Here is a 25648-nt window from a genome sequence, read left to right as displayed (position 1 = left end):
TCATGTTCAATATCATCTCTTCGCTGCTGATCGTGTCGATAATCTCATGCATCATTAGCTCTTGCGCGTGCAAGATCCATTCAATGATAGAGTCATAGACAAAGAGAAAAAATGCACTGACTACAATTGACACTATTTTCTCATTCCAGACGGTTGCGCTGTCTTCAGCGTCACCCATCCGTAAACTCACAATTTTAGCAGCATTAAAGGCAATAAATATCGCCAAGACAATTTTCGATAGTGCAAAAATTCCGTCCTTGTAAGCTTCATATGACGAGTTTCCGACAATATCTGTTGGAGATATGACCGTCTTCTTCATTAAATCTTTGATAAAATCCATAGCCGAGACACCCGAGTCCAAGGCTATTTTATAAACGTGACACGATACATCAAATCGTCCACAGCTTACTGTACGTTCATCTGGATCGTATTTTTTAATGAAGTCTTTGTAACTCTCTGGAGCATTCTCAAAAAATGCCTCGTACTGATCGTAATAATCTCCTTCATCGGCAAAACTGACCGTTGGGAATATCGTTATTGCTAAAGTTATGAGTAGAACGAAACTTATTAACCATTTCGTTTTTTTCATCGTCCTCCTGACCTCCCAATAAAGAAAATTAGGAACAGGACAACAAAAACAGCAACACTCCACTTTAATGTGATCCGATACCTTAGTTCTCTAATTTCGTCCTCAGTCATTTCGGTTTTATACTCTAAATAAAATTCACGCTTCGCCTTTTCTACTGGCTGCTCATAAATTTTGGTTAATAGCTTGAAAAGTTTATCCAGGGCAGCGAGAGTATTACGGGATAGCTTCAGTAATTTCGCCCTTTGGCTTGGAGATAGTTTCATTCCCCATCCCTCGCCTTCGTAGCATTTTCTAGGGCTTCTTTCGCTTGTCGTCTCAGCTCATCGTCACTACTGTCACCCGTAAGAGTAATTTCTACATCATTTACCTTCCATTCACCATTCTCTTTAACCCAAGTGGAGTACATGGAGAACGTTTGAATGTAATCATCGGTTGGGCTATTTGACCCGCCTAATTCATATTGAAGACGAACCGTTGCATAGGATTCTGCTTGATCTTCTCGCTCTTTAACCTTCTTCGTGTACAACTGCTTTATTTCAACATTTTTCAGTCCATTATCTTCAGACATGTGTACGTCTTCATGATCTTTTTCCCGATTATCTTCTCTAGCAAAACGATCGGCAGCAGCCTTCGATAAAAACTCTTGATGCTTACCCTGGGCGTACGCACGTACAAAGTCTTCAGACCGCTGATTTAGGGCTGCAACATCCTGGTATCCTGCAATGGTCTGCCGCGCCTTGTGCAGCGCTGTGTACTGGTTAAATCCCCATCCGAGAGACAATGCAAGACCAACACCTAAAAGGAGCATTATCCAACCCTTTTTCATTTCTATTCATCCCCTCTACCCATAGAGTCGTCAGCTCCTTCGTCCGGATAAGACTCTTCCTCGCTCCTCCCGATGCTTTGGAGGAAAGGCCAAGGATCTTCTCTTGTACCGTATATATCTCCTGTCTGAATTTCGAAGTGTAAATGTGGCCCCGTCACACGCCCGGTTTTCCCACATGTACCAATCTGTTCGCCTTTGGTAACATTTTGGTTTACACTAACCGATACAACCGTCATATGGCCGTATAAGGTAAACCTGTTTCCGTGATTTATGATGATATGATGACCGTAATTACCGCCGCCTGATTTCACAGCAACCGCTATAGTCCCATTGTCTACTGCATAAATTGGATCACCGATACTGCACGCTAAGTCAGTACCCTTATGCATAGTCGATGGTTTACCGGTTACTGGATGCGTCCTCATTCCATAATGTGATGTAACTACTAAAGGAGGGGTAACAGGGTATGCATAGTCTCCGGAAGCAACATATTCGCAGTTTGCTGATAATCCGCCAAAGCTATTAACTATCCGTGTTACGGTTGGAATCCAGTGAGCATTTAGATTATTAGGATCATTTTTCGCACCGACTGGAGCGTACTTGTTACCTACTTGCTCAATCGTTACTAATCCCTGAGAAATATACAGCCTATACAAATTGGCGGCCATGAACTCAATGCCTTCATCCAGGGTTCTAAACTTCATAAGTCCACCTCCATCGGGTCTCATGAGTCCACCGGGATTATTTTTGTTTTTTACGGCTGGTGATTTCCCATATGTGGTTTCATGCATAGCGATGGACATCAACAAAATAGGATCAATATTGTTATTTGTAGCAGCATCAATGAAAACATCTTGCTTACCGGTAAAAACACCTAGATCAGCAAACATTTTGTCAATGTATGCCATGTTTAATTCGCCAGGCGTGCAGAGCAAAGGTCCAGATCCACCAGGCCCAGATCCACCGCTGTTATCATCCACGATAGCGGCCATGATCGCTGCTATGATTGCCACTACACCTGCTACAAGCGCTATGATCAAAATGTAGTACCTTGCTTTGTAAAGTAAAGCCTGTTTTAAAAAATCGTTCATTATATGATCACTTCACTAAAAGGCTTCCGATCAAACCATAGCTGTTTCTCTACGTCTGTTAGTACGACTTGCAGCCTAATTTTTTTAGAACCAACAAAGTACAGCCCCTTACCGGCTTCTTCTTCTTTACGACCTTCCACAACCGTTATGGCCGTCTTTTCTTCTTCAGAAAATTGCATGTTCATTTCACGTTCTAAGAAGTCAACTTCAGTATCAGCCATCGGGAGATAGAATCTTTGAGTCGCCTGGTTAATAACGGCTTCTCCGTAATTTCGCTGATCGTCTCTAGCCGATAAAAAGTCCTTGATAGATTGACTGGCCGGTGTAATACCGCAGTTAAAGGATCGCAGCATTTTCATAGCTGTGTACAAATATTCCATTGCCAGAGGAACCTTTGGATCGGCAATGATATGAGCTTCGTCAATATAAAGTTGTGATTCTGATTTATCACCGTTCACCACTTCATATTGGATATGAGATAAAAGCAGGAAGTACACAACACGTTGCAACTTTGGTTTGTGCTGAAGCTCCAAAATATCAAAGTCACACAATGGATTCGTGATATCCACGTTCGTATGACCGTTCAGGATTTTTGCAAAAAGTCCTTCTGAATACGCATAGAGAATAGTGTGGAAATCAGAAATTTTCGTGAATTCTTCTTCTCCTTTTTCTTTCTTCTCTGCAAGGAAATCATACAAATCACGCATAATCGGAAAGTCTGTTTTTTTAAGTTTCCCTACGTTTGTTCGCTCGTTGATGTTGAATTTCTCGTACAACTCTATGAGATATTTTGAAAGTATATCTTCCTGAAGATCATTCATGTCTGGATACATAAGCTTAAACATGGTTAACAGGGTACTTATTTTTGCAAGCAGTGGATTTCCTTCAGACATCCCCTGTCTTTCCATTTCTTTTTGTGCGTCGACGCTGATCGCCGGTATGTCGAAGGGGTTAATTATGCTCCCACCATTAAAAGAGAATTTAACCCACTCACCGCCGAGACTTTTATAAATCGCCCCGAACTCTCCCTTGGGATCAATTGTCCGGATGATGTTGCCAAGCATCCATTTACGCATCATGTTCGCGAAAAGGGTACTTGATTTACCGGTTCCTGACATACCTATCAAAAACTCATGTTTATTGTGCAGCTTGGAATCATCTACGATTACGACATTACCGGTTGTTATGTTGCGTCCCTTAATAATCCCATGTTGATCAAAAATTTCGTTTTCATGAAATGGAAAAAAGAAGCTTACTGCTTCGGCGTTCATTGGCCGATACGTCAAGTCATATACCTTGTTATGACCAATTGGTAGAAAGCTATCAAAAGCATCTTTGAGCTTGGTCATAGGCGTTACGGTTTTTGCAAATGGCCCGACTACGGATTTAACCAGTTGCGTCAGTGTATCAAGTTGTTTATTATCCGCTGCAACAATGTGAATGAGCATTTGGAACATGTACATCCGTTCATTTTTGTAACTGAGCTGATTGAGCGTCATACGGGCACTATCAATCTGTGCCTCAGCTTCAGCTTTACCAGCATCGTTTACATACTTAGAATCAGCCTTTTGCCGGTTCTGACGTATGCTTTCAGACAACTGCTTTCGAACCTCAGCCGAATCATATTCCGTCAAAAATTGCACAACGCTGATATTTTCAGACAAGTCATTGAGGTTCATAATGTGTTCCTGGTTCAATATAGCGCTGTATTCGACAGCAACTAGAGTACGTGTAAAGTTAGCACCTGCACGTACAAATGATTCTTCTTCTTCGATAGAATCCGGTGATAACATATTTAATATGTTTTCATTAAAACCGATATAAGAAGACTCTAATGTCTCCTTTTTCTTTTTGGAGAATATGCCCATGTTCGCTCTCCTTTTCCTTACATGATGTGATCTGTCTTCATCTGCTGCCAGCTTCCACTCATTTCTTCGTAAGTCCGTTCACCCACGGTTAACGGGGAGAACAGAGCTGTTTTAAAGCTGAAATTCACTTGTGCATTTTCATAATCGATGCAAGCAAACATTAAGTGAAAAAGTTCTTCATTATCTAAGACCTTCGTTTTCAGCTCGTAGCGTCCACCAAGCATATTTTCTATTTGAGTGCTTACGATCTTAACGTCTCGTTCCAGTTCATCAAGAACCTTTTTGCGATTCATAGAATTAAATGGACGTGCCATTATCACGTACCTATTCCGTGAAACCATGTTTTTACTCTTCTGAATATCGTCAACATATTTTAAATAGCTCTTAGCAAGAATTGCCTTTGGATAAGATTCCTCTTTGGCTGTTTGATCATCAATATAACGACCATAATTTGTAAGGTTTATTGGTTGAGCAATTTGGCTCACCTGAAGAGGTAGCATGGATCGTGGTAGATCATTCAAAAATGTTTCATAAGCCTGAAAAATTTTCGTTTTCTCTTTCTTATTTAGCAACGACAGGTTAACACTGGATACCCGAATGACCTTCACGAACCGATTATCAGTTGTTTCATAGCATTCAGAGTACACATTCTTTATGCCAAGCTGCTCCCGTATATCTTTCGATGCATTCTTTTTTTGTTTACTGCTCATGAAATCACCTTTCGTATAGACAAATAATTTTTGACGTCTATTGAACTGGATTCTCCATATAACCCGATGTGTAAAGAAGTTGATGTTCTTACGATCCGGGTGATGGAGGGTGAGGATGAGTAAGAAGGTACCCCAAGGTGATAAACAAATTAGAAGCAATTGTGCGCTAAATGAGTAGCCAGCATGAACTAGATACCACAACACCAGAAATCCTATAGCCATTAATGGCAAAGAGATAAGTATATCCCGGTACTTGATTAAGGAGAGGATGTATTTTTTCGTATCTACATTGAGAGGAAGTTCAATCTTCCCTTCCTCCCTTAAACGGTCTCTACGCTCTACTGCTGACTGATTGTCAAAAATCACATAATCAGCCCCTTAAATTAAAGATTGCTTTGGAAATAGTCCACAATCTGTTTTGCGAGTACAAATACAATCAATCCGATAATGCAAGAGATCAAACCTTTTTTGAATCTAGGTTGATTCTCTTCTCCACCAAATGCAGCCATCAAACCACAAACCAAAATTCCGATTGTAAATAGTGTGATGAAGGTTTTGGTGATATCACCAAACAATGTATTGAACAACCCCTGTAACGACTCGAACATCAAGTATTCCTCCCTTAGTGTTTGCATTTTCCCTTCTAATAGGAATTTTACAAGACTTCCCAAAAAACGAGTATTGGACGATACTCCTAACTGACATTAGCTCCTATTTACCATATAATCCCTCCCTTTTAAATCTATTTAGAATTTATCAGATTTATTTTGTTTTGTAAAGAAGGGATTGCCCTTAATAAAGGCAATCCCTATGTGGAAATATTCCTAATTATTTGTTCAGCGACTAAATTTAAGTAAAACCTGTAAGTTCGATTGGTGCTTTTTGCCTTATTTTCAAGGACTTTCTTCACGCTATTGCTAAAAATAAGGTTCAAATGAGCCTTATTGCTTATTTCGAAAGAGTCAATATTGATGTCCTCGTTCATAATATAATGGGAAAAAAGACTACTTACTGTCATGGAATTTTTTTGACAATAAGTCATGATTACATCTTTCTTTGCTTGATCAATAGTAATTTCAAGATTACCTTTCCCAACATCAATATCATCAGAATCGTCTTGATCAATGAATTTATTTTGGTTGTTTAAAAAATAATCCGATATCAGTAAACCAAAAAATACACGTCTTGAATACCCGTGCCTCTCAATTCCTTCAAGCATCGTGTGCATCTGTTCGCTTATAGTTGATGCAGTAGCTACAGACAGTGTAGTTTCGTTAGCAAGCAAATCTATAAAACGTTTATCATAAGAGTTTTTAAGAATATCTACCAATGCTAATGAAATTGCATTACGTTTACTTGTTCCCATTTTCTTTGCAGCCAAAGCTATAATTTCTTCAGCATTTTTATTCAATGCTAAATTTAGTTTGGGACTTGCCAAAATACTCCCACCTCAGTTCAATCAGAAAATGTCATTTTCTTTGTATTCATCTTTTGCTATAATGCTAGTTAAGTTAAAATAGATTTACTAGTTATCTAAAGATAACATTTCAATAAGTAATTTAAAACAAAAAAAAATCCCCTATCTGCTCCACACTATGCTATAAACGGTCACTTGTTTGGCGACGAGAGAACCGTTTATAACATCCCAGGCGAAAGCTTGATAGAGGATTTCTTCTATTTGGCTACATTTATAAAGGTATTATACCATGAAAATAGCCCTATAGCAAAGAAATTCCTCTGTTTTGCCTAACCCTGTTTTATGGAGTTTATGGGCAAAAACGGAGGTTTTTTATTTATGTCAGAACAACAGCCGAGAAAACTTAAACGTTGTGTAATCAAAGAAGAGTTTGTAAGTCTTACAGGTGATGCAGTTTCAGCAGCAATTTTGAACCAAATGATATTCTGGCAGGAGCTTGTTAACAAATCAGATCAAGAAATACAAACAGAGATCAGCGCCTATGAAAAAATTGGAGACAAAAGAAAAATTGCTAGTTTAAAAAAACAGATGAAAAACGGCTGGTTTTGGAAAGCAGCAAAGGAAATGGCCGAAGAAGTAATGTTCTCCACGCGTCAAACTGTGGATAGAAAAATGAGAGCGCTTGTGGATAAAGGGTTTATGGAATGCCGCCCTAATCCCGATCCTCGTTATGTAACTAATTATTACCGTGTAAATCTGGCTTACATACAAACTGAACTGAACAAAATAGGTTTCTCTCTTGAAGGTTATGCACTTCCTGAACCTCAGCAAAAGGTTGAAGAAATGCACGAAGACACAACATATAGTATTGCTCAAAATGAGCAATACTATATGTATGGGGTTGCTCAAAATGAGCAAAGGGTTGCTCAAAATGAGCAAAGGGTTGCTCAAAATGAGCAAGTCAGTAATTATCTATCTTTAGGTTTTCAATCTTTAAGCTTTGAAGAAGAAGAGGTATACACCGGACGCGATCCGCTTATCCACATGTTGATATTTGTGAGCAAAACAAAAGCTCCTACTATCCGACATGAAGCCTTCTTGCAAAACCTAACAACATGCAACATAAAAAATGAAATGGGAATACAGATTGTTGAGTATATGCGAACACAGAAGCAAGACATTAATAATTACACTTGTGACGCTATTGATCGAACATTTGCGGAATTTGTTAAAAGATCAAAATCTAACGATAAGATTAAAGTGTTCCCTCGTTGGTTTGCGACAACTATTGTTAACAAGCAATTTGAAGTGGATCAAGATGATGCACGTGCCGATGAAGCTAGACGTGAAGAAGAGAGATTCCAACGGAGATTAAAGCGTTATAAAAATAGTAGTAACCAAATGGCTGCGGCTACTTCAGAGATGCACTAAAGAGATTGATTACATTCAATTTGAATGCAATCTGAATTATTTCTGAGTTGCTATGACCCGCTTGTGAATGAATACATTCAATTTGAATTGAGTATGAATCACTTTTGAATGCGAATGGAATTAATACTGTTTTTTCACAGCATTTTATAACAGCCTGAAATAGCCCAGGATACCTTTTATGTATCCAACCAGTCCATACCCTATCAATCAGCATTTAAAGCGTTCCTGAAGCCTGTGGAAGCTCTCTGAGGATGCAACAGGTGACCGGCACGTAGAAAACTGTTTCACTGATCCCGGCAGCACACACTCAAAGAGGGTGGCATCCTTTTGTCTATCTTCGGACGTATCGAGCAACCAGGCACGTACCAGGAGCGCCTACGAGCTGAAGTCGAGACGACCGACACGTGGCTGCTCTCTCCGATCTGAACGAGATTTGCCAGCTCCATAGCGCCACTAGTGCAGCTCACACGTCCTGGCGGCCATGAATGTCCTTTTGTCTGTCTTCGGACGTAACGGGCAACCAGGCACGTACCAGGAGCGCCTACGAGCTGAAGTCCAGGCGACCGGCACGCGGCTGCTCTTTCCGATCTGGACGAAATTTGGGCAGCATCATAGCGCCCACCGGCGCAGCTCACACACACAGGACTGCCGTAGCCGTCCTTTTGTTCATCTCCGGGTGAATCGAGGAGCCAGGCACACCAGAAGCGCCCACGAGCTGAAGCCCAAGCGCCAGGCTACTCCCTCCGATTCGACGACAAAAGCGACAAAAAAAGAGGATGGTTTGGTTTCCCAATCCATCCTCTTTTTTTATAGATTTGTTTTGTCTATCATTCCGTAAATATCATCATTGGAATTTTTATGCGTTTCAGTTTTACTGATTTCATTTTCTGTCGAATGTTCTGCAACATCTTCAGGTTCATTATTGGCCGAAGCAGTTTCACTGGTTGGAATTGATGTAGGATGAACGGTTTTCAGTCCAGATAAAATTGAACGCAATTCGTCAGCTATTGGTTTCTGGAAAAGAGCCTTTTGAATATCGTGTGCCGTAACATCACGATAACCGAACTGTTCAATCATATGTCTCACTAAACTCGTGATTGAGTTTTGAACATTTGATTGAGCATTTACCCAACTATTCAATTGTTCGGTGTCGGGCAATTTACCAATACGCCATGAAACGAGTTCTCTTCTATTTTTATCATTCATTCGTTATGCAACTCCTGGAAAAAACACTTTGGTATGCAAAATTTCAAGACCATCCAAGTTCATATCAATTGCAAACTCTTCCGGAATCCAGAGAATCATGCATTTTACATCCTGAGAAAATTCAATCAGGCTTGGGTAGAGATCTTCCTCGAAAGTAATACTTCCCCCTCCAAAAACCATCATAAAATCAATATCTCCACCTATGGTGCTGTATCGTTCTTGCACATCTTCTAATATCCTATTTGATTCCCCATATTGAGCTTCTGACATGAATTTTTGAGCCAGGTCATGATAATTATTTTGGCTATCTTGCATGATTTCATCAAAGCGTTGGCGATTGATTTTCAAATGACCATTAAGCTCTGATTCAAGTAATTTTGCTGCTTCTTCAGCTGCATGTCCTACGCCACGTTTTTCACCGTGACAGTTCTGTAAAACAGGGTTTACACCGCGGCTATGAATATACTCAGTCGTTCCAGAACCAATATCAATTCCCAATCCTTTTAGAGACAGAAAATCTCTTTGAGTCATGCTATTACGTTTTGGATCGTCTTTATACAATTCACGGAATTTTCTTAGAATCGTATCCTCCGCTTCGATCAAAGCGTATAAAGCTGGAATACCTTCCTGTGTTACTTTGGCGTTTGTATATTTGATTGTAACCGTAACAGACTGAGACCCAACATACACAATGACGATATGGACGATTGGAGATCCTTCTTTTCCAGTGAAGCGTTCTTCAAACTCTTTTGCTATCTCTGAAGTATATTCAGAAGCAGGTATTGCACCTGTTAATGTACCCTGTACATCAATTTTTTCAGGTAACTTCTTATTTTTTTTGTAATATTCTTTTATTGCTTGTGCAGCAGTCAGAGACAAATTCATGATAATTGGAATGTCGTGTTTTGATTTTTTTCCGAGCTTAATATTCATGTTTTCGGATTTTAAAGCATCAAGATTCGCGTGTTGTCCGACTGAGAAAAATCCTGATCTTTTTAATGAAGGACTTGCTATATTTACACTAAGTTCATCTAATAAATTTGCCACATTTTTTTCGATATCTGTTTCTGATGCTGGTTCAGGACTGTGAAGCCTTTTGATGACAGAAGGTTGTTCAATTCGCACTCCATTGATTCGCATTTTTGTTTTAGAGTTACCGAAATCCGTTATCGATCTTACTTTCATTTAAATCACTCCTTAAATGTAAGTTTGCATTCAAATTCAATTCACAAGGCATTCAAATACCATTCATAAAACTATTATAACTGATATTGAATGTAATATCAATTCAATTTGAATATTCAATGAATTAATTTTGCATTCATATTTTAGATTTTATTGACGAAAAAAACGGAATGTTGTCAAAATGAATCCCAAATGAATTCAATTTGAAAACATTTGGGATTATTTAAGGGGAAAAGATTGTTTTTTGTTTTATCGTGACAGCTCCAAGTCATTTCTTGTCTTTTCTTGCTTCTGGCTTTTATCATTTTCCTTTCCTTTTTGTAAATTATTTTGATTATTTTGATTCAATCCTTGCTTCAACGTTTTTTCCATTTCGTCATAACGGTCAATCTCTTGACGATACTTTTCAGGATTTTTTTGTATGTTGTTTATAGCAGAACGTAATGTTTTTGTTTGGGTATTATCAATTTTTTTGTCAATCATCTTTTCAAGTTTTTCAAGCTTTTCGTAATGAAGTTTATAAAGACGTGGATTATTTTCAAGTTTGGATTTAAGCAACTCAATTTTGTTCTTTGTATCAGCCAATTTTAATACATATCTACGCGGCTCACGCTTTAAATTGTCAATAGCCAAGGTGATTTCTTTTCTTTGTGCTTTTACAATGCTGCTGTTCAGTTTAACTTCAACTTTACTCAACTTTTCAAGTTCATTTTTGTTTTTTTCTGGATCTTTATTTAACCTCTCTTTGAGAGAATCTAAATTATGCCGAGCAGCTAACAAACTTTTTAATGATAGTGTTTCTTCCTTTGTTGTTGAATGTTCCGCTTTACTCACTGTGTTCTTTTTATCGTTTAGATCCAGACGGATCGGGACGACTTTATTATCGGCAGAAGGTTGAACATTTTGATTTTCGTTTTTTTGCTTTCTCGTTGTTCTGCTTTTTTGTTTAATCGCAAGTTCTTCAAGTATCTCAATAACTTGGTTATTTAAATGATCTCTTGCGTCCATTATCTATACCTCCCTAGTATAAAAAATATTAAAAATTCATTCAGTATTCCTCCGATACTTTTCTGGTGTGTTTTTCGAAATGAAGTCAGAAAATATTTTAAATAACTCTTCTCTTTTCTCGATAGATAAGTGTTCAATCCCGAAATATTTTTCGGCCAATGCCCCTGTTTGTATCAACCTATTAGCTCGCTGCTTTCTTTCTTTTTCTGAAGTCAATCTAACTATTCGGTTCTTTCTTTCTTCAAGTTGTTCAATTTTTTTATCAATATCAGAAATTGGAGTTTTCTTTATTTCGTTTTCATGTTCCATATCAATTGGCAGAATTCGAAGCGGACGCACTGTAGTTATTATGGCTGTTGCTTGGATTCTGATCTACGCGAATTCCGGAATCATTATTATTGAATGAAGCTTTAGCTTCTTGCTTAAACTTATCAATAATAACCTTTGCTTGTTCGATATCTTCTACTTCCCACGAATCCATCAAATATTCCCCAATGTCTTTTTGTGCTTGCTCAATTATTTTCTTCTGCTTCTCGCGTAACTCTTTAATCTGTTCCTCTAATTTCTGTACTTGACCGAGTTTACTTTTTTTCGCCATTTTGTTTTCCTCCTTTAGATAATTACGGTGTTAGATGCATCAATTTTACCGTAATTTAGGAGAAAAGTCTACTAAAATGTGGGAAAGTATGGTATACTAGATCACATGAACGAAGTGATAGTGCCCATTTATACCCCTGCTTCGCAAGGAATGGGTCTCGCCTTCGCTCTATTTCATTCACTTTCCGTGAATGACCTTTCCGCTGGAAAGGAGTTTGCTTTCAGCAAATAACCCGCAGGGGCTTGGAAGGAGGTGGGCATGTATGGGGTACTTTTACTTCAGCTCACAGATATTAAACCGTATGAATCATTCCGCTGTTGCGGCCGCAGCTTATCGCAGCGGAGAACCATTATATTCTGAACGTGATGGTTTGACTAAAAATTATGGTGAAAGAACTGTTGCACCTGATTGTTTCATCCTGGCTCCTAAAAATGCGCCAGAATGGGTTAATAATCGTGAGCGTTTATGGAATGAAGTTGAAAAAATTGAAAAACAGAAGAATGCACAAATAGCGAGAGAAATTCGTCTTGCTCTCCCTAATGATCTAAACAACGATGATCAAAAGGAATTACTCCTTCAATTTTGTAAAGAGAACTTTTCAGATGAAGGTATGGTTGCAGATGTGGCAATTCACAGAGACAAAGAAAACAATCCACATGCTCATGTCATGCTCACCATGCGTCCTTTTAATGAAGATGGTTCCTGGGGAAACAAACGTCAGAAAGTTGATAAAGAAGTTAACGGGGTGATGAAGAAAGTAAGTATACATTTGACTAACTGGAATGAGAAAGAAACGCTCGTTCAATGGAGGAAGAATTATGCGGATCTAATTAATGAAAAGTTAAAAGATCGCGGTATCGAAGATCGAGTTAGTCACGAAAGTTACAAAAATCAAGGACTGGATCGTGTACCTGGGATTAGACTGAAACGTACAGCTTTCCAGTATGAAACTAGAGTGAAAGAGCAAGCGATCAGAAACAATGTTCCTTATGAACCAGTTACTTACTATGGAAAAATAAACGAAGAAATTAAACAGATTAATTCCGAATTAGATAAGCTAAAAGAATTGAAAAAACAACAAGTTGTTTCTCTTCCTGAATATAAAAATGAAAAATCCTTTTCTGAACAACTTGATGTTATTCGATCCAGTCGAAAGCTGAATGATGGAGAGAAAACAGCTCTATCTATGGTGGCGCAAAGATCTAAAAGTTATGTGGATTATATCATTGCAAAACAAGTTAAAGATGAAATCGAAAATGGAAACTGGAATAAGAAGATTGAAAGCGAAAAAGTTAAAATTACTTCTGAAAAGAACTTGCTTAATAAAGCATTCAAAGCATATCAAGATGATCCGAAGCAAGTATTGAAATATGGCTTCACTCCTTCTAAATTTATGGATCAAATGAAGGAGAAGGTTTCACATATCAAAACGCTAGAACAAAAAAATATGGAAGACCTATCTAAGTTGAAAATGCTTTTAGACAAAGCTGATCAAGCTTTAGATATTCAAAGTGATTTTACTCGAAAAGAATTTTCAGTTTTGTATCAATCCACCAATAATTATTCTGTCGATGAAATGTATCATGCAGTTCAGTATTTCAAAGAGACGAACAAAGTTCTACGCGAAGATGAAGTATCTTCTTATGCTGTTTCCAAATATAAAGAGCATGAAAAAAATACTCCTTCTTTAGCTGAACAAACTAGAAATATTTCGAAGAGTGTTTTCATCTTAGACAGAGCGATACAGAAACAAATGAAAGAACGGTTAAGTGCTTTAAAAGAACAAAACTTTGATCTTGTTTATGAAGCGAACAAAAAGATTGAACAGTTCACATTACAAAAAGACCGACATGAAAAAGATTTAGCTGGAAACGTTCAATTACTTCGAGTGAATTTACAAAAACATTATTCTGATTCACTCGACCACATTACAAATGCTGAAGTCTTACTACGCCTTCAGGATCGGCAAGACAACGGAATGAGTTCCGGACGAGTTGACCAGGATCTTAATGTTATTCATCAACAAATCACAAAAGAAATTAATGACAAACCTATGGATAATTCATTTACACCTGATCAACAAGTCGAACGTCAATATTCACAAAGTGTTGCATCTGGATTGTTCCAGGCATTGGAGCAAGCGCAACGTGCGAATGAAAATAAAAAACATGAAAAAGATCCTACTGAGAAGAAGCAGCGAAGAAGATACAGAGGTCAAGAGTTGGATCATTAAGGAGGTATTATGGAATTTAAAAACAAGGCGTGGAAACCTATTTTTGCTAGTTTCCTGATGAGTATTTTGTTCTCATATCTGCTCATGGTTGGTTTTTATGTAATTGGCCCAGGTGGCGATTTAACGCAATTATTGCTAGAGCCTGTAAAGGTTGTTTCTTTTGCTTACGCCCAGGAAAATTTGAAAGTCATATTTTCTTTGATGCCGTTTGTTATCTTAGGGGGCATGTTGTATTCCATGAGGTCATCTATTTTGTTACCGAAACTTGTGGATGCCAGTGATTTCGGATTACACGGAACATCAAAATGGGGTCAGCCATCTGATGTAGTTAATGGGAAGACATTTTCTAAACGTAATGCTTACAACAAAGATCCATTGAGCGCATTCAAGATGGAACCGGGTATCATCTTGGGGAAAATTCCAAGTCGAAAAGAACTAATCATCATGCCCAAAGGAACAAATATTGATAATCGAAATGTTTTAATTATCGGATCATCTGGATCAGGTAAAGGCCAGGCTTATGTTTTTCCAAATATGATGAATCATGTTGAAGAAACTATTATCGTAACCGACCCTAAAGGGGAGATTTATGAAGCCACTCACCAACTCAAACGAGATCAAGGTTACAAAGTTTATCAAATTGACTTTGTTAATTTTTCGGAAGAGGTTGGCTATAATCCTCTGGATTATGTTGACGATGATGAAGATGCGCGAGCTGTCGCGAATACTATTGCATCCAATGCGGTAGATGATGGGAAAAGGGATTTTTGGAGCGAATCGGCCATAGCCTACTTTGCAGCTATTATTCTCTATATCAAAACGGAATACCGTCATACTGCAACAATGACTCATGTAGTACAATTTACAGCCAAGGCAGGAAAGGATGAAGAATTCCTGGATAACTTGCTGGAAGAAATGTCTGTAGACCATCCAGCATATGACATGTTTACTCTGGCTAATATGAGCGCCGGGAACACAAGAACGGGAATTATGTCCACATTGGCTCAACAAATTGGGATCTTCGCGATGCGGAAGATTGCGAAATTTACGGCAAAGAGTTCTTTTAACTTCCGGGATCTTCAGGAAGAAAAAACGGTACTTTACATTAAAGTACGGATGAAGAGTAATCCATTTAAGCAGCTCACGGCCACTTTCTTTGAACAACTAATTGACACCTTCTATGATATCGCGGACGAAAATCATTCACGGCTGCCAATTGACTCTATTTACTTACTGGATGAATTTGCGAATATCGGGAAAATCAATGGATATCCGAACATCCTGGCAACTTGTCGAGGACTCGGCATGTCGATGCACACGGTTATTCAAGATATCGGGCAATTGGAAGACAAACGTATGTACGGCCCGGATATGGCAAGATCCATCATCAACAATCATGATACAACACTGTTTTTGCGAACCAAGGATACCAAGACCGCCAAATACTTCAGTGATGTTGCCGGGGAAACCACGATTAAGCATAAACAGAAAAGTACCTCTATTGGAGAGAAAAAAGCTTCTAAGAGCATTTCCGAACAGTTTGTAAAGCGACCTTTGATTACACAAGGTGAGCTGCTTAATGTAAACCCTGCTGTGTGCTATCTTTTCGTGAACGGCTATTTTCCTTTAAAACTAGAAAAGTCTTATCAGTATAAAGTGTATGGCGAATTCCTATTTGGAAAAGACCGTAAACCTAACTACGAACGTTCTTCCAGAAATAACTTTTTGAAGTTCTTCGGTATTAGCTCAGTAAACCATGTTGAGAAGCTTCCAGAAGCTCATACAGCCATCGATCCAGAAGAACGGGAATTAGAAGATGCGGATTATGATGAAGCCTTAGAAGCCGAAATGCTGGCCTTAGAAGAGGAAATGGAAAAGATTCCTGAAGAAGAAGACGTACCGTTTGCGGAAGAAGATGAATTTGAGGACGGAGAAGGTATCTCAACAGAAGAACTAAGCATGTTGTTAGGTAATCTTGACCCAATCGATCAAACACCATTAGAACCACTTGAAGAAGCTCCTATTACCACTGAAGCAACAGATGATGGAATTACCGATGAAGATGTACAGGCGGCCTTTAGAGAGCTAGAGGAAGCGTTAAACGGCATTGGTGACGACGATCCTGACGCTGAAGCTTTAATGGAAGTGATTAAGGAGCTTACAGATGAAGCGGCTGCTGATCAGGAAGAAACGGATGAGGATGAAGAGAAAAAGGAACTGGACGATTCAGACGACTTACCAATGTGATAAATGGAGGAATGCACAATGATAACCGTATTAGCTGAAAAACCTGACCAGGCCAGAAAATTGGCTGCGCCTTTCCCACATACCAAGGGGAAAGGCTTTCTTCTCATTAACCCATGCAAGGAGTTTCCGGGCGGCGCTAAGGTCACATGGGCTATTGGGCATCTCGTAGAACTTAAAAATCCAGATGAATACAACGAAGCCTGGAAGAGATGGAGCTTGGACAGTCTCCCTATTATTCCGGAGAGTTTTGAATATAAGGTTTCAAAGGATAAGGCAGTACAGTTCAAAATTGTAAAGGATTTATTGAAAGAAGCCGATCAAATTATTATAGCGACTGACCCGGCGCGAGAGGGTGAAAATATTGCCCGGCTGCTTATTATGATGGCCGGTTGTTCCAACAAGCCAATAAAACGGCTATGGACTTCCTCTCTAACCGAAAATGCGATACGGAAAGGTTTTACTGAAGTACGGGACGGATCAACGACCATTAACCTCTTTTATGAAGCCCAAGCTAGGCAAATCTCTGACTGGCTAATCGGGCTGAATGCTAGTCGATTGTACACGCTGCATCTGCAGCGTAAGGGATTCAAGGAAGTGTTTAGTGTTGGCCGAGTACAAACGCCGGTGCTTACGCTCATTTACAACCGGCAGTGTGAAATTAAAAATTTTAAATCCGAACCATTTTATGAGCTTGTGGCTGAGTTCACCGTTTCTACAGGGAAATACACGGGTAAGCTACGCGATCGTTATCCGTCTAAAGAAAAACTGTATGAAGCGGTAAAACCCTATATTGAGCCTGGAAAGGCCTCGTACCATGGGGTTGTCAAACGAGTAGAAGTAAATGAAAAGCGGACGCAGCCGCCCACCTTGTATAATCTGTCCGGTTTACAGGCAGCCATGAATAAAAAGAAGAAATATAGCCCAACGGACGTATTAACTACTGTGCAATCACTGTATGAAAAAGGTTTTGTCTCCTATCCGCGATCCGATTCACAGCATATTACAACGGAAGAGTTTGCATATCTGAAGCAGAACCTAAGCAATTATCAGCAGCTCATAGCTGTTTCGTTCCAGGCGCATAGTTTGGAGCCATCCAAGAGATTTGTTAATCCAGATAAAGTGAGCGATCACTATGCGATTATCCCGACCGAAAAAATACCTTCATCGACGGCAGACTTTTCGGAAATGGAAAAGGCTACCTATGATGAAGTTATCAAAAGTGCTCTAGGCATGTTTTTGCCTGACTATACTTACGAAGAAACAGTCATTACAACGGCCATTGGTGAAGTGGATTTTATTACAAAGGGAAAGACTGAAAAGTCTATCGGCTGGAAGCTGCTGTATCGCAACGATCCGGAAGGAACAGATGATGAAGAGGACGAGAACAAAGCCCTACCACGTGTTAAACAGACAGATCCAACGACTGGGATTGTTATCGTCAAGGATGGTATGACGCAGCCGCCTAAGCCGTATACACAGGGGCAGCTTATCACTCTCATGACGAATGCCGGTCGTCACGTTGAGGATAAGGAAATGCGGGATGCCTTGAATGAAAGTGAAGGTTTAGGCACTGAAGCGACAAGATCGAGTATTATCGAAACACTCATGCAGCGAGAATTTATCCTAGTGAAGAAGAACCAGGTCTATGTAACACCGAAGGGCGAGGTTTTATGTGAAGCTGTAAAAGGTACTGTTCTATCCAAACCTGAAATGACAGCCCAATGGGAAATATTCCTGAAGGAGATCGGCCGAGGTAACAAGAAAAGCAGCGTCTTTATAGAGAACACGAAAAAATTATGCAATAAATTACTGGAACAAGCTTCTACTGACATGGGTAATTTGAATGTCCAGGCGCAGATTGCGGCCACCGAAGAAGCCGAGCAAATTTGCAAATGTCCTTGTGGGAACGGCTATATAACGGACAAAGGGAAGTTTTACGGTTGTACGGCCTATAAAGAGGGTTGCAAGATAACATTTTTCAAAGAGCTACTAGGTAAAAAGTTAACCCCTACTCAAATCAAGGCGCTATGTGAGAAAGGGAAAACTGGCACGATCAAAGGATTTACGAGTAAAAGTAAAAAGAAATTTGAAGCAGCTCTTTCCTTGAAAGATGGAAAGATCGAATTTATTTTCTCATAACATTTTCTCATGACAGAGAGGGGAAACACCATGTACCAATTTTATGAGATCGTGGGGAGCGAGAAACCTATTTATGTGACAAAACCTGAAGGATATCTGTCATATGAGGAAGTTCCGAACGGGGATCTTGTTAACTATGAAGAAATCGCCTATCTGGAGATTATAGAAAACGGGGTTAAATTGTACGAACCTCTATATGTGAGGGAGGGTGAATAAGGATGCCGTTTCCTAAATCTGGCGACTATGAAGCGAAGATGGCTCAGGTGCAGAAACAAGTTGACCAGGCCATAGAAAGAATATTTAATAAGTCTGAATTTCAACGCTACTTAGAAGTAGCTTCTAAGTTCCCAAAATACAGTTTGAATAATGTGGTTATGATTTACGCCCAAAAACCTGAAGCTACAATGGTGCAGGGATACAATGCTTGGAAGGACATGGGACGACAGGTGCAGAAAGGTGAAACGGCCATTAAAATTTTTGCTCCTACATTTAAGAAAGTCGATATGACTAAGGTAGATCCGGTTACACAACGTCCTCAGCTTGATGCAAAGGGAAAAGAAATTACCGAGAAGAAGGAAATGCTTACAGGCTTCAAGGCTGTGAACGTATTTGATGTGAGCCAGACGCAAGGTAAAGAAATAGTCAACGTAAGGCAGTTTGTCCGTGATGATATAAGAGACAGTGCAGGAGCTGCACAAATGTATCGTCAGTTTTCCGATCACCTTGCAAAGAAAATGGATGTAAGAGAGAATGCCGAGGATTTTAAAGACAAGCCTAATGTGCGTGGGTATTATGATCGTGAGGATCATGCCATCCGGATCAATCCTGCTATTGAAAATTCGACAATGAAGTTCAAAACATTAGTCCATGAGTATGCACATTCGCAGCTCCACCGCATGGACAGTCCTTTGAAGGACTTGCCACGAGAGCATAAGGAAGCCCAGGCTGAAGCCACGGCCTTTATGGTCACCAAGTATTACGGGATGGATACGGAAGCCTACAGCGCCGGTTATATTGCAACCTGGTCAAAAGATATTCAATTGGCCAAACAAGCCCTGGGTGAGATCCAAAAAACCGCTAATCATATTATTCGTGAGATAGATCATCAATTGAATAGGGAACGCATACAGGAAGCAACAAAAACGCAGCCATTGAATAAAGACGGCGAACGTTCTATATTGGCCGCAGCTAAAGAAGTGGCTGCAGCTTCCGGTAATCGAGACGAACAACCCAAGGTACAAGAGAAGTCTAATGTTGTCGATCTACCAAAATCAAAATCAACGCCTGAATTAGAGCGTTAGTAGGCTGATTTCGGCACGGCGAAGCTTACCCGAAAAGGGGCTACGCCGTGTCACTTTTTGCAGTAGTAGACTACTTTCTAGAAATTAGTTCGGTGAAAATAAAGTTTAGACGGTTCCAGTAAAATAAGCAGCGGCAGCCTAAGACGTGATAAATAAAGTCTTAGACTGCCGCTGTTGTCATAAAACTAACGTTTCCCGTTGCGTAATGCCTTCCCTTTCCTACTTGATTTCTAATCTTATACTTGATTCAGAAAAAGAGTATGAATGGTAACGCAATTTTCGAAGCAGTAAAGAACAATGATGACAAGTAGTGAGTGGCACATAGTCTACACCTTTAATCTATAAACAATTGGTTGCCAACAGGGCCGCAGCGATCAGGGAGCTAGAATATGAACTCACCGTGTTTTTAAGTGAGCACAAAATATAACATTTTTGTCAAAGAAAGTAGGCACTTGCCCAATATCGAAATGTTGCAGTCCATTATATAGGCATCTGCATAGAATATAAGTAAACACTACAACTGCGAGGAGAATTAATATGTTCCATAAATTATCTCGTCACGATCACCATTGGCATAATCCCATGCCTAACAGCTGGGATAACGACGACGATTATGGGGTTACCCCCCCATTGTGCAATGGAAATCAGAACGTTAGTCACCCCTCTCCTTTAGAGTTAAAGGATTATGGGCAACGACCTCTTGTAATAAATATTGACCAGGCAGCAAAACATAATCAAACGTATCGAACTGCTCTATGGACGGGAAAGCATTTTCAAGTGACTCTGATGAGTATTTATGTTGGCGAAGATATTGGTTTGGAGATACATCCGACAACCGATCAATTCATACGTATTGAAGAAGGTCAGGGACTTGTTCAAATGGGAGATCGGAAAGACAGATTAGATTTTCAAGTGACGGCCTATAATGACTATGCCATTATGATACCCGCTGGAAAATGGCACAATGTTACCAACACCGGTCATACACCTCTTAAATTATACGTAATATATGCCCCTCCTCATCATCCATATGGAACAGTTCATGAAACGAAATCCATTGCGATATCTGCCGAAAGATAATCGGTTTAATCCCGTTTAGTGAACTTACAATCGTATATCCAAAAGCCTGATTTCTCTTTAATAGTCACAGGAGAAATCAGGCTTTTGTAATGAATCTATATAAGACATTTTTTTGTTTAAAACTGATTTTTTTAAAACATTCGTTCTGTCCACACCATAACTCCAATTTTAAATGATGCATGTTCCTGAAGGCGAAGTGAAAGCCTATCTTGAACAAACCCAACTAGAACTACCGACTTATATCAATACAAGAAATCAGACGCTGTTCGATATCGGAAGCAATCTTCATTAGTTCCTCGTTTTCAACCAGTCCTATTAACGCTGAAGGCTTAGGCATTCCAATCTTGGTACTTCCGCCTTCTTCATACACTGCGAGCTTGCAGGGAAGGAAATAACCGACTAGCGGATTTTTAGATAACACCTTCTGTGCTTCACTCGGGTTACAGACTTCCAAAATGTGATATTTCATATCCAGCTCCACATCCTTCTCGTGAAGCTTTTCTTTCATATCGAGTTGCCACAATACGCCAAACTGTTCTTTTTTAAGGTTGTCTGTAAGATCCACAATCGCTTGCTCAACTGTCTTATTCGTATTAACCGTATAATGGAACACGCTATTTCATCTCCTGTCTTCTTATGTGTCCAAGGGTTCTTTCGTTATCCTTACCCTATAGCTATCCGATTAAACAGCCGTCTTTTTATTTTTGAATTAGCTTATCGCCCCACACGCTTACACCACCATGGAGGTGAGCAATACTAGAGTATCCGCTTCTACTTAATACTTTAGCTGCATTTTTGCTGCGCATACCGCTCTGGCAATACAAAAGAACCATGTTATCTTTAGGAATCTCGGCCAGACGGCGCTCCAGTTGAGACAGAGGAATATTAACCGCCCCCTTAATAAATCCTCTTTTGTACTCTCCAGGTTCACGGACATCAACGACGATACGTTTGTTGTTATTCTTTATTTCATTCCTAAAATCATCAGGTTTCAGGTTCTTCACACCTTTTACCGGTTTCATCCGGGTGTAGAGAAACCATACAATCACAATAATAACCGTAACATTAATAACAATATTTATGCTCAATGGACTCTCCCTTTCTTTTTTTTGACAAACAACATCCTTTCACCATATAGAGCTGACGGAATCCTCGTCGTGCAAGAATTCTGGCTGCTTTTTTTCTCTTAAGCCAGGTACTTGAGAAAATAATGACCTCATCATGCCGCGACAATTCCTTCTGCCATGGCAAACGACCAATAGATATATTAATCGAGCCTGGAATGTGGCTCTCCCAATACTCACTGGAGTCCCTGACATCGAGTATTTTCACATTGGACCAACGTTCATGGGATGGATCCCACTCTTCCATGTCCACATAAGTAAGTGAAGATACCGGCCACAGCTGAATCAGTAACCATACGACTAGCATTCCAGCTGCTATATAAACCAGAGTCATTCATGACACCCTCTTTATATTATTCATATAGACATCATCGCACTAATTTATTGAAATCCGACCATTCGCTCAGACCGCCTGTCATGTTTACAACCTTATATCCTTTCTCATGAAGAAGCTCACATGCAAGACCGCTCCGGTTTCCACTTCGGCACATGATAATGACCTCCTGAGATTCATCAAGTTCAAAGTATCGTTGCATTAATTGTCCTAACGGAATATGAACAGCTCCCTCTACATGTCCTTCTACCCACTCTGCAGATTCACGAACATCAAGCATCATAAGATCCTTGCCTTGTTTCAGCTGTTCAGCTACTTCTTGCGGGGTAATTTCTTTTGGAATTTTAAATGCCATAAGTAATCCTCTCCTATTTGTGTACATAAAATTTGGCTATTCACTTTTGTACACAGTGAATACCCTAGATATATTACATATACCCCTATAGGTATTATAAAGCCAAAAATGATTTTTCTCAAGCTCTCCTCAAAAATAATCTTTTAGCTCATTACAAAACAGATCATAAATAAAAAAATCTATAGATCATAGTAAAGCGATCTATAGATAGATATAAGGATTCGAATACCAGTTCTCTTATAGTCTGGGCTGATGCTTCCGAAGCGAAGCATTCTAACTATCTTCTATATTAATTACGAACCAATTTGTCTGTCCAGGCATTGAGCCCACCTGTCATATTGATAACCTTGAACCCTTTTTCATAAAGCAGCTCACATGCCTTTCCGCTGCGATTTCCACTGCGGCATATAACAATAATTTCTTGTGCCGGGTCTAACTCTTCATGTCTAGAGTCCAGTTCGCCAAGGGGAATGTGATTAGCACCTGCTACGTGTCCTTCCATCCATTCTCCCGGTTCCCGGACATCCAGCATGATCAAAGTTTCACCTTTGTTAAGACGTTCTGCTACCTCTTGAGGTGCTATTTCCTTAAATGACATGTGTAAGTTCCCTCCATAGATGATTTATTCCATCGTGTTTTAATTACCGGCTTTTCACAAGAAGCTCTACCGCTTCCTTCACCAATTTACCTGTATCCTTATTGCCAGCCTCCTGTTCGGCCATAATGCACTGTTGAAGATTTTCTGCAACGATTTGCGCAAGAGCTCTGTCAGAGGCATTACGTACGGCAGACAGCTGGGCAACAACCTCTTTACAAGGTTTACCTTCTTCCATCAATCGGAGTACACCACGAACCTGGCCTTCAATTCTCCGCAAACGTGTTTTCAAGCTATCTGTATAGTTGTATTCCATATAAGATCTACTCTCCTTCATAACATACCTGTATAGGTATATTATAGAGCAAAATATGTTAGCTTACACCTTTAAATAAATAAGTTTACCTTGCCGTTTGTTGCATCACCTAGGTAAGCGGCAACTCCAGCATATTCCAATCCATCGATCAATTCTTCTTGTTTTAGACCCAGAAGATCCATGGTCATGGTACAAGCAACCATCTTCACACCCTGCTCCTGTGCTAGCTCCATCAATTGAGTCAGAGATAAAGCATTATGCTTTTTCATCACATGTTTAATCATCTGCGGACCAAGCCCGCCAAAATTCATTTTGGACAGCCCGAGTTTTGTTGCCCCCCGTGGCATCATCCAGCCAAAAGCTTTTTCCAAAACACTTTTATTCGTCTTGATGCTCTCATCTTTCCGCAGCGCATTCAATCCCCAGAAGGTAAAAAATATGGTTACTTCGTGATCATAGGCAGCTGCGCCATTAGCAATAATAAATGCTGCAATTGCTTTATCTAATTCACCACTAAACAGTACGATTGTTGATTTATCAGTCATTAATTAATAATACCCACTTTCTATTTTATGAATTACATATACCCCTATAGGTTTAATAAAACAGGGGAATATACTAAAATACAAATCATTTTTATATGCTTTAAAGGATAGTTGACCAAACTTTAACGGCTGTCAGTGCAATAAGCACGACTAGTCCATAACGAAGGATTTTAACATTTATCTTGGAACCTACTTTAGACCCCAATGGAGCTCCGATCAGACTTCCAACCACCGTGAATAAAGTAGGCCATAAAGGAATATGTCCGCCCGTAAGCTTTCCAATAACCCCGCCGACAGCCGAAACAAAGACGATCGCAAGTGAAGAAGCGATGGTCGTCCGGGTTGGAATCTTGAGGAGGGTGAGCATGATGGGAATCAGGATAAAAGCGCCCCCTGCGCCCACAATTCCGGATACAATTCCGACTATAAAGGCAGAGACTATCGCAATGAATTTATTAAATTGAAGGTTCTCTTTGATTTCATCCGAGCCCTTACGAGGGATCAGCATCAGAATAACTGCTAACACGGCAAGTATGCCATAGATCAGGTTAATGATTTCTCCTTGAAGCATTCCCGATATATATCCTCCGATCAGGCTTCCCACCAAAATGCTAATGCCCATATAAAGAACTAATCCCTTATGAACGGCTGATGGCCCCAATTTGCCTTTACTTCTTTTCTGAAATGCCAAAACGCCTGCAAGAGAGGCAAAAAAAACTTGGAACATACTGATCGAAGAAACCTCATGTGCTGAAAAGTGCGCTGCACCGAATACTGATGGTACATACAACAGCAAAGGATAGTTAATGATAGCTCCGCCTATTCCAAGCAATCCTGAAAAGAAGGATCCGATTACGCCAAGAGCGAACATAATGACCATTAACAAGATATCCATAAACATCCTCCTTTCTTTAGTCTAAAATAATTCTATACGGAACCCAACTAAAAGGAGTACAATATTCAAAACTAAATAATCTTATAATAAAAGAGGATCAAAGCTATATGTTAGCCTTATTCAAAAAATGGTTTGAAGCAAGATGTCCTGTTTTTAACAATAAACTCCATGCCGTAAATCGCTGAATGTTCTGCTAAATCCTGCCCGCAGGGTCACTATAGAGAAGAAAATTACTGCTCTCTCGGCGTAACTATAACTTATGAAGGCTTGAAATAAGCGAACACACTACTGCGTGTTCGCTTTGTTTTTATTTAAATCTTTTTAACGTAAAACTTATAAATACCGTTGTCTTCCTCATAGGAAATCAATTCGTGTTTGGTTTGTTTTACCCAAGCTTGAAAGTCATTAACGGAGCCTTTGTCCGTTGACAGTACTTCCATGATTTGTCCGGATTCAAGACCATCCAGCGCTTTCTTTGCTTTTACGATCGGCATAGGACATGCCAGTCCTTTAGTATCTACTACCAGATCTGTTTTCATAATGAGTTTTCCTCCT

General features: G+C 39.6%; 27 protein-coding genes and 1 pseudogene. 7 read left to right on the top strand and 21 right to left on the bottom strand.

The window, feature by feature from the left end; genetic code table 11:
• The 7 genes and pseudogenes from HP552_RS31675 to HP552_RS31645 all read right to left on the bottom strand — a co-directional run.
• Positions 1–589 (bottom strand): annotated as a pseudogene (locus tag HP552_RS31675) (conjugal transfer protein TrbL family protein); the annotation flags it as partial.
• Positions 590–848: 259 nt separating this feature from the next.
• Positions 849–1415 (bottom strand): hypothetical protein, encoded by a 567-nt coding sequence (locus HP552_RS31670; protein ID WP_175399323.1) that lies wholly within the window; start codon positions 1413–1415, stop codon positions 849–851.
• Between the two features lie 2 nt (positions 1416–1417).
• Positions 1418–2506 (bottom strand): M23 family metallopeptidase, encoded by a 1089-nt coding sequence (locus HP552_RS31665; protein ID WP_175399322.1) that lies wholly within the window; start codon positions 2504–2506, stop codon positions 1418–1420.
• Complete coding sequence (locus HP552_RS31660; RefSeq protein ID WP_175399321.1) at positions 2506–4374, bottom strand: VirB4 family type IV secretion system protein; 1869 nt, start codon at positions 4372–4374, stop codon at positions 2506–2508. The genes HP552_RS31665 and HP552_RS31660 overlap by 1 nt, the downstream gene beginning before the upstream one ends.
• A gap of 17 nt (positions 4375–4391) precedes the next feature.
• Positions 4392–5450, bottom strand: a complete 1059-nt coding sequence (locus HP552_RS31655) for a TraC-like domain-containing protein (RefSeq protein WP_091161923.1) — start codon at positions 5448–5450, stop codon at positions 4392–4394.
• A 17-nt stretch (positions 5451–5467) separates the two neighbouring features.
• Positions 5468–5692 carry a TrbC/VirB2 family protein gene (locus tag HP552_RS31650; protein ID WP_063568337.1) on the bottom strand — a complete coding sequence of 75 codons (225 nt, stop codon included), beginning with the start codon at positions 5690–5692 and terminating at the stop codon, positions 5468–5470.
• 200 nt (positions 5693–5892) lie between these two features.
• Positions 5893–6522 (bottom strand): hypothetical protein, encoded by a 630-nt coding sequence (locus HP552_RS31645; protein ID WP_091161921.1) that lies wholly within the window; start codon positions 6520–6522, stop codon positions 5893–5895.
• A 357-nt stretch (positions 6523–6879) separates the two neighbouring features.
• Here HP552_RS31645 and HP552_RS31640 point away from each other — a divergent pair, with 357 nt between their 5' ends.
• Entirely contained in the window at positions 6880–7932 is a 1053-nt protein-coding gene (locus HP552_RS31640) for a hypothetical protein (protein WP_175399320.1), read from the top strand.
• An 807-nt stretch (positions 7933–8739) separates the two neighbouring features.
• Here HP552_RS31640 and HP552_RS31635 read toward each other — a convergent pair.
• From HP552_RS31635 to HP552_RS31615, 5 genes are all read right to left on the bottom strand, one after another.
• Positions 8740–9138, bottom strand: coding sequence for a hypothetical protein (locus HP552_RS31635; RefSeq protein ID WP_175399319.1), 399 nt, complete (start codon positions 9136–9138; stop codon positions 8740–8742).
• 3 nt (positions 9139–9141) lie between these two features.
• Positions 9142–10323, bottom strand: a complete 1182-nt coding sequence (locus HP552_RS31630) for a ParM/StbA family protein (RefSeq protein WP_091161917.1) — start codon at positions 10321–10323, stop codon at positions 9142–9144.
• A 249-nt stretch (positions 10324–10572) separates the two neighbouring features.
• On the bottom strand, positions 10573–11331 hold the full coding sequence (locus HP552_RS31625; protein ID WP_175399318.1) for a hypothetical protein: 759 nt from the start codon (positions 11329–11331) through the stop codon (positions 10573–10575).
• Positions 11332–11367: 36 nt separating this feature from the next.
• Positions 11368–11640 (bottom strand): hypothetical protein, encoded by a 273-nt coding sequence (locus HP552_RS31620; protein ID WP_091161913.1) that lies wholly within the window; start codon positions 11638–11640, stop codon positions 11368–11370.
• A gap of 1 nt (position 11641) precedes the next feature.
• Positions 11642–11929, bottom strand: coding sequence for a hypothetical protein (locus tag HP552_RS31615; RefSeq protein ID WP_175399317.1), 288 nt, complete (start codon positions 11927–11929; stop codon positions 11642–11644).
• 262 nt (positions 11930–12191) lie between these two features.
• On the opposite strand from HP552_RS31615, the gene mobQ reads away from it, so the two are divergent.
• The 6 genes from mobQ to HP552_RS31585 all read left to right on the top strand — a co-directional run bounded on the left by mobQ (position 12192) and on the right by HP552_RS31585 (position 20929).
• Positions 12192–14162: a MobQ family relaxase gene (gene mobQ / locus HP552_RS31610; protein ID WP_175399316.1), complete on the top strand. Its 1971-nt coding sequence runs from the start codon at positions 12192–12194 to the stop codon at positions 14160–14162.
• A gap of 9 nt (positions 14163–14171) precedes the next feature.
• Complete coding sequence (locus HP552_RS31605) at positions 14172–16409, top strand: VirD4-like conjugal transfer protein, CD1115 family (RefSeq protein ID WP_175399315.1); 2238 nt, start codon at positions 14172–14174, stop codon at positions 16407–16409.
• Between the two features lie 18 nt (positions 16410–16427).
• Positions 16428–18548, top strand: a complete 2121-nt coding sequence (locus HP552_RS31600) for a type IA DNA topoisomerase (RefSeq protein ID WP_175399314.1) — start codon at positions 16428–16430, stop codon at positions 18546–18548.
• A 30-nt stretch (positions 18549–18578) separates the two neighbouring features.
• Positions 18579–18764, top strand: coding sequence for a hypothetical protein (locus HP552_RS31595; RefSeq protein WP_175399313.1), 186 nt, complete (start codon positions 18579–18581; stop codon positions 18762–18764).
• A 2-nt stretch (positions 18765–18766) separates the two neighbouring features.
• Complete coding sequence (locus HP552_RS31590) at positions 18767–19849, top strand: ArdC family protein (protein ID WP_175399312.1); 1083 nt, start codon at positions 18767–18769, stop codon at positions 19847–19849.
• Positions 19850–20386: 537 nt separating this feature from the next.
• Positions 20387–20929 (top strand): cupin domain-containing protein, encoded by a 543-nt coding sequence (locus tag HP552_RS31585; protein WP_175399311.1) that lies wholly within the window; start codon positions 20387–20389, stop codon positions 20927–20929.
• Between the two features lie 229 nt (positions 20930–21158).
• Here the strand turns inward: HP552_RS31585 and HP552_RS31580 are convergent, their stop codons facing one another.
• From HP552_RS31580 to HP552_RS31540, 9 genes are all read right to left on the bottom strand, one after another.
• Positions 21159–21542: a DUF302 domain-containing protein gene (locus tag HP552_RS31580; RefSeq protein WP_175399310.1), complete on the bottom strand. Its 384-nt coding sequence runs from the start codon at positions 21540–21542 to the stop codon at positions 21159–21161.
• An 85-nt stretch (positions 21543–21627) separates the two neighbouring features.
• Positions 21628–22017, bottom strand: coding sequence for a rhodanese-like domain-containing protein (locus tag HP552_RS31575; RefSeq protein WP_246311145.1), 390 nt, complete (start codon positions 22015–22017; stop codon positions 21628–21630).
• Complete coding sequence (locus HP552_RS31570; RefSeq protein WP_175399309.1) at positions 21995–22387, bottom strand: rhodanese-like domain-containing protein; 393 nt, start codon at positions 22385–22387, stop codon at positions 21995–21997. The genes HP552_RS31575 and HP552_RS31570 overlap by 23 nt, the downstream gene beginning before the upstream one ends.
• Before the next feature lie 34 nt (positions 22388–22421).
• On the bottom strand, positions 22422–22742 hold the full coding sequence (locus HP552_RS31565) for a rhodanese-like domain-containing protein (RefSeq protein WP_175399308.1): 321 nt from the start codon (positions 22740–22742) through the stop codon (positions 22422–22424).
• Between the two features lie 289 nt (positions 22743–23031).
• Positions 23032–23340 carry a rhodanese-like domain-containing protein gene (locus HP552_RS31560; protein ID WP_175399307.1) on the bottom strand — a complete coding sequence of 103 codons (309 nt, stop codon included), beginning with the start codon at positions 23338–23340 and terminating at the stop codon, positions 23032–23034.
• A 43-nt stretch (positions 23341–23383) separates the two neighbouring features.
• Positions 23384–23653, bottom strand: coding sequence for a metal-sensitive transcriptional regulator (locus HP552_RS31555; RefSeq protein WP_110822066.1), 270 nt, complete (start codon positions 23651–23653; stop codon positions 23384–23386).
• Positions 23654–23724: 71 nt separating this feature from the next.
• Positions 23725–24198 carry a DsrE/DsrF/DrsH-like family protein gene (locus HP552_RS31550; protein WP_175399306.1) on the bottom strand — a complete coding sequence of 158 codons (474 nt, stop codon included), beginning with the start codon at positions 24196–24198 and terminating at the stop codon, positions 23725–23727.
• A 100-nt stretch (positions 24199–24298) separates the two neighbouring features.
• Positions 24299–25093: a sulfite exporter TauE/SafE family protein gene (locus HP552_RS31545; protein WP_175399305.1), complete on the bottom strand. Its 795-nt coding sequence runs from the start codon at positions 25091–25093 to the stop codon at positions 24299–24301.
• 311 nt (positions 25094–25404) lie between these two features.
• Positions 25405–25632 carry a sulfurtransferase TusA family protein gene (locus tag HP552_RS31540; protein WP_175399304.1) on the bottom strand — a complete coding sequence of 76 codons (228 nt, stop codon included), beginning with the start codon at positions 25630–25632 and terminating at the stop codon, positions 25405–25407.
• Positions 25633–25648 lie beyond the last annotated feature (16 nt).

The sequence above is a fragment of the Paenibacillus xylanilyticus genome, from assembly GCF_013359935.1.
Classification (GTDB): domain Bacteria; phylum Bacillota; class Bacilli; order Paenibacillales; family Paenibacillaceae; genus Paenibacillus; species Paenibacillus xylanilyticus.
This window is presented reverse-complemented; position numbering and strand designations above follow the sequence as displayed.

Coding starts and splice junctions, on each gene's coding strand:
- HP552_RS31560 (WP_175399307.1), bottom strand. CDS start 23,340: ATGTCATTTAAGGAAATAGCACCTCAAGAGGTAGCAGAACGTCTTAAC.
- HP552_RS31670 (WP_175399323.1), bottom strand. CDS start 1,415: ATGAAAAAGGGTTGGATAATGCTCCTTTTAGGTGTTGGTCTTGCATTG.
- HP552_RS31640 (WP_175399320.1), top strand. CDS start 6,880: ATGTCAGAACAACAGCCGAGAAAACTTAAACGTTGTGTAATCAAAGAA.
- HP552_RS31585 (WP_175399311.1), top strand. CDS start 20,387: ATGTTCCATAAATTATCTCGTCACGATCACCATTGGCATAATCCCATG.
- HP552_RS31600 (WP_175399314.1), top strand. CDS start 16,428: ATGATAACCGTATTAGCTGAAAAACCTGACCAGGCCAGAAAATTGGCT.
- mobQ (WP_175399316.1), top strand. CDS start 12,192: ATGGGGTACTTTTACTTCAGCTCACAGATATTAAACCGTATGAATCAT.
- HP552_RS31595 (WP_175399313.1), top strand. CDS start 18,579: ATGTACCAATTTTATGAGATCGTGGGGAGCGAGAAACCTATTTATGTG.
- HP552_RS31660 (WP_175399321.1), bottom strand. CDS start 4,374: ATGGGCATATTCTCCAAAAAGAAAAAGGAGACATTAGAGTCTTCTTAT.
- HP552_RS31545 (WP_175399305.1), bottom strand. CDS start 25,093: ATGGATATCTTGTTAATGGTCATTATGTTCGCTCTTGGCGTAATCGGA.
- HP552_RS31540 (WP_175399304.1), bottom strand. CDS start 25,632: ATGAAAACAGATCTGGTAGTAGATACTAAAGGACTGGCATGTCCTATG.
- HP552_RS31590 (WP_175399312.1), top strand. CDS start 18,767: ATGCCGTTTCCTAAATCTGGCGACTATGAAGCGAAGATGGCTCAGGTG.
- HP552_RS31635 (WP_175399319.1), bottom strand. CDS start 9,138: ATGAATGATAAAAATAGAAGAGAACTCGTTTCATGGCGTATTGGTAAA.
- HP552_RS31620 (WP_091161913.1), bottom strand. CDS start 11,640: ATGGAACATGAAAACGAAATAAAGAAAACTCCAATTTCTGATATTGAT.
- HP552_RS31665 (WP_175399322.1), bottom strand. CDS start 2,506: ATGAACGATTTTTTAAAACAGGCTTTACTTTACAAAGCAAGGTACTAC.
- HP552_RS31625 (WP_175399318.1), bottom strand. CDS start 11,331: ATGGACGCAAGAGATCATTTAAATAACCAAGTTATTGAGATACTTGAA.
- HP552_RS31570 (WP_175399309.1), bottom strand. CDS start 22,387: ATGACTCTGGTTTATATAGCAGCTGGAATGCTAGTCGTATGGTTACTG.
- HP552_RS31615 (WP_175399317.1), bottom strand. CDS start 11,929: ATGGCGAAAAAAAGTAAACTCGGTCAAGTACAGAAATTAGAGGAACAG.
- HP552_RS31605 (WP_175399315.1), top strand. CDS start 14,172: ATGGAATTTAAAAACAAGGCGTGGAAACCTATTTTTGCTAGTTTCCTG.
- HP552_RS31630 (WP_091161917.1), bottom strand. CDS start 10,323: ATGAAAGTAAGATCGATAACGGATTTCGGTAACTCTAAAACAAAAATG.
- HP552_RS31650 (WP_063568337.1), bottom strand. CDS start 5,692: ATGTTCGAGTCGTTACAGGGGTTGTTCAATACATTGTTTGGTGATATC.
- HP552_RS31555 (WP_110822066.1), bottom strand. CDS start 23,653: ATGGAATACAACTATACAGATAGCTTGAAAACACGTTTGCGGAGAATT.
- HP552_RS31550 (WP_175399306.1), bottom strand. CDS start 24,198: ATGACTGATAAATCAACAATCGTACTGTTTAGTGGTGAATTAGATAAA.
- HP552_RS31565 (WP_175399308.1), bottom strand. CDS start 22,742: ATGGCATTTAAAATTCCAAAAGAAATTACCCCGCAAGAAGTAGCTGAA.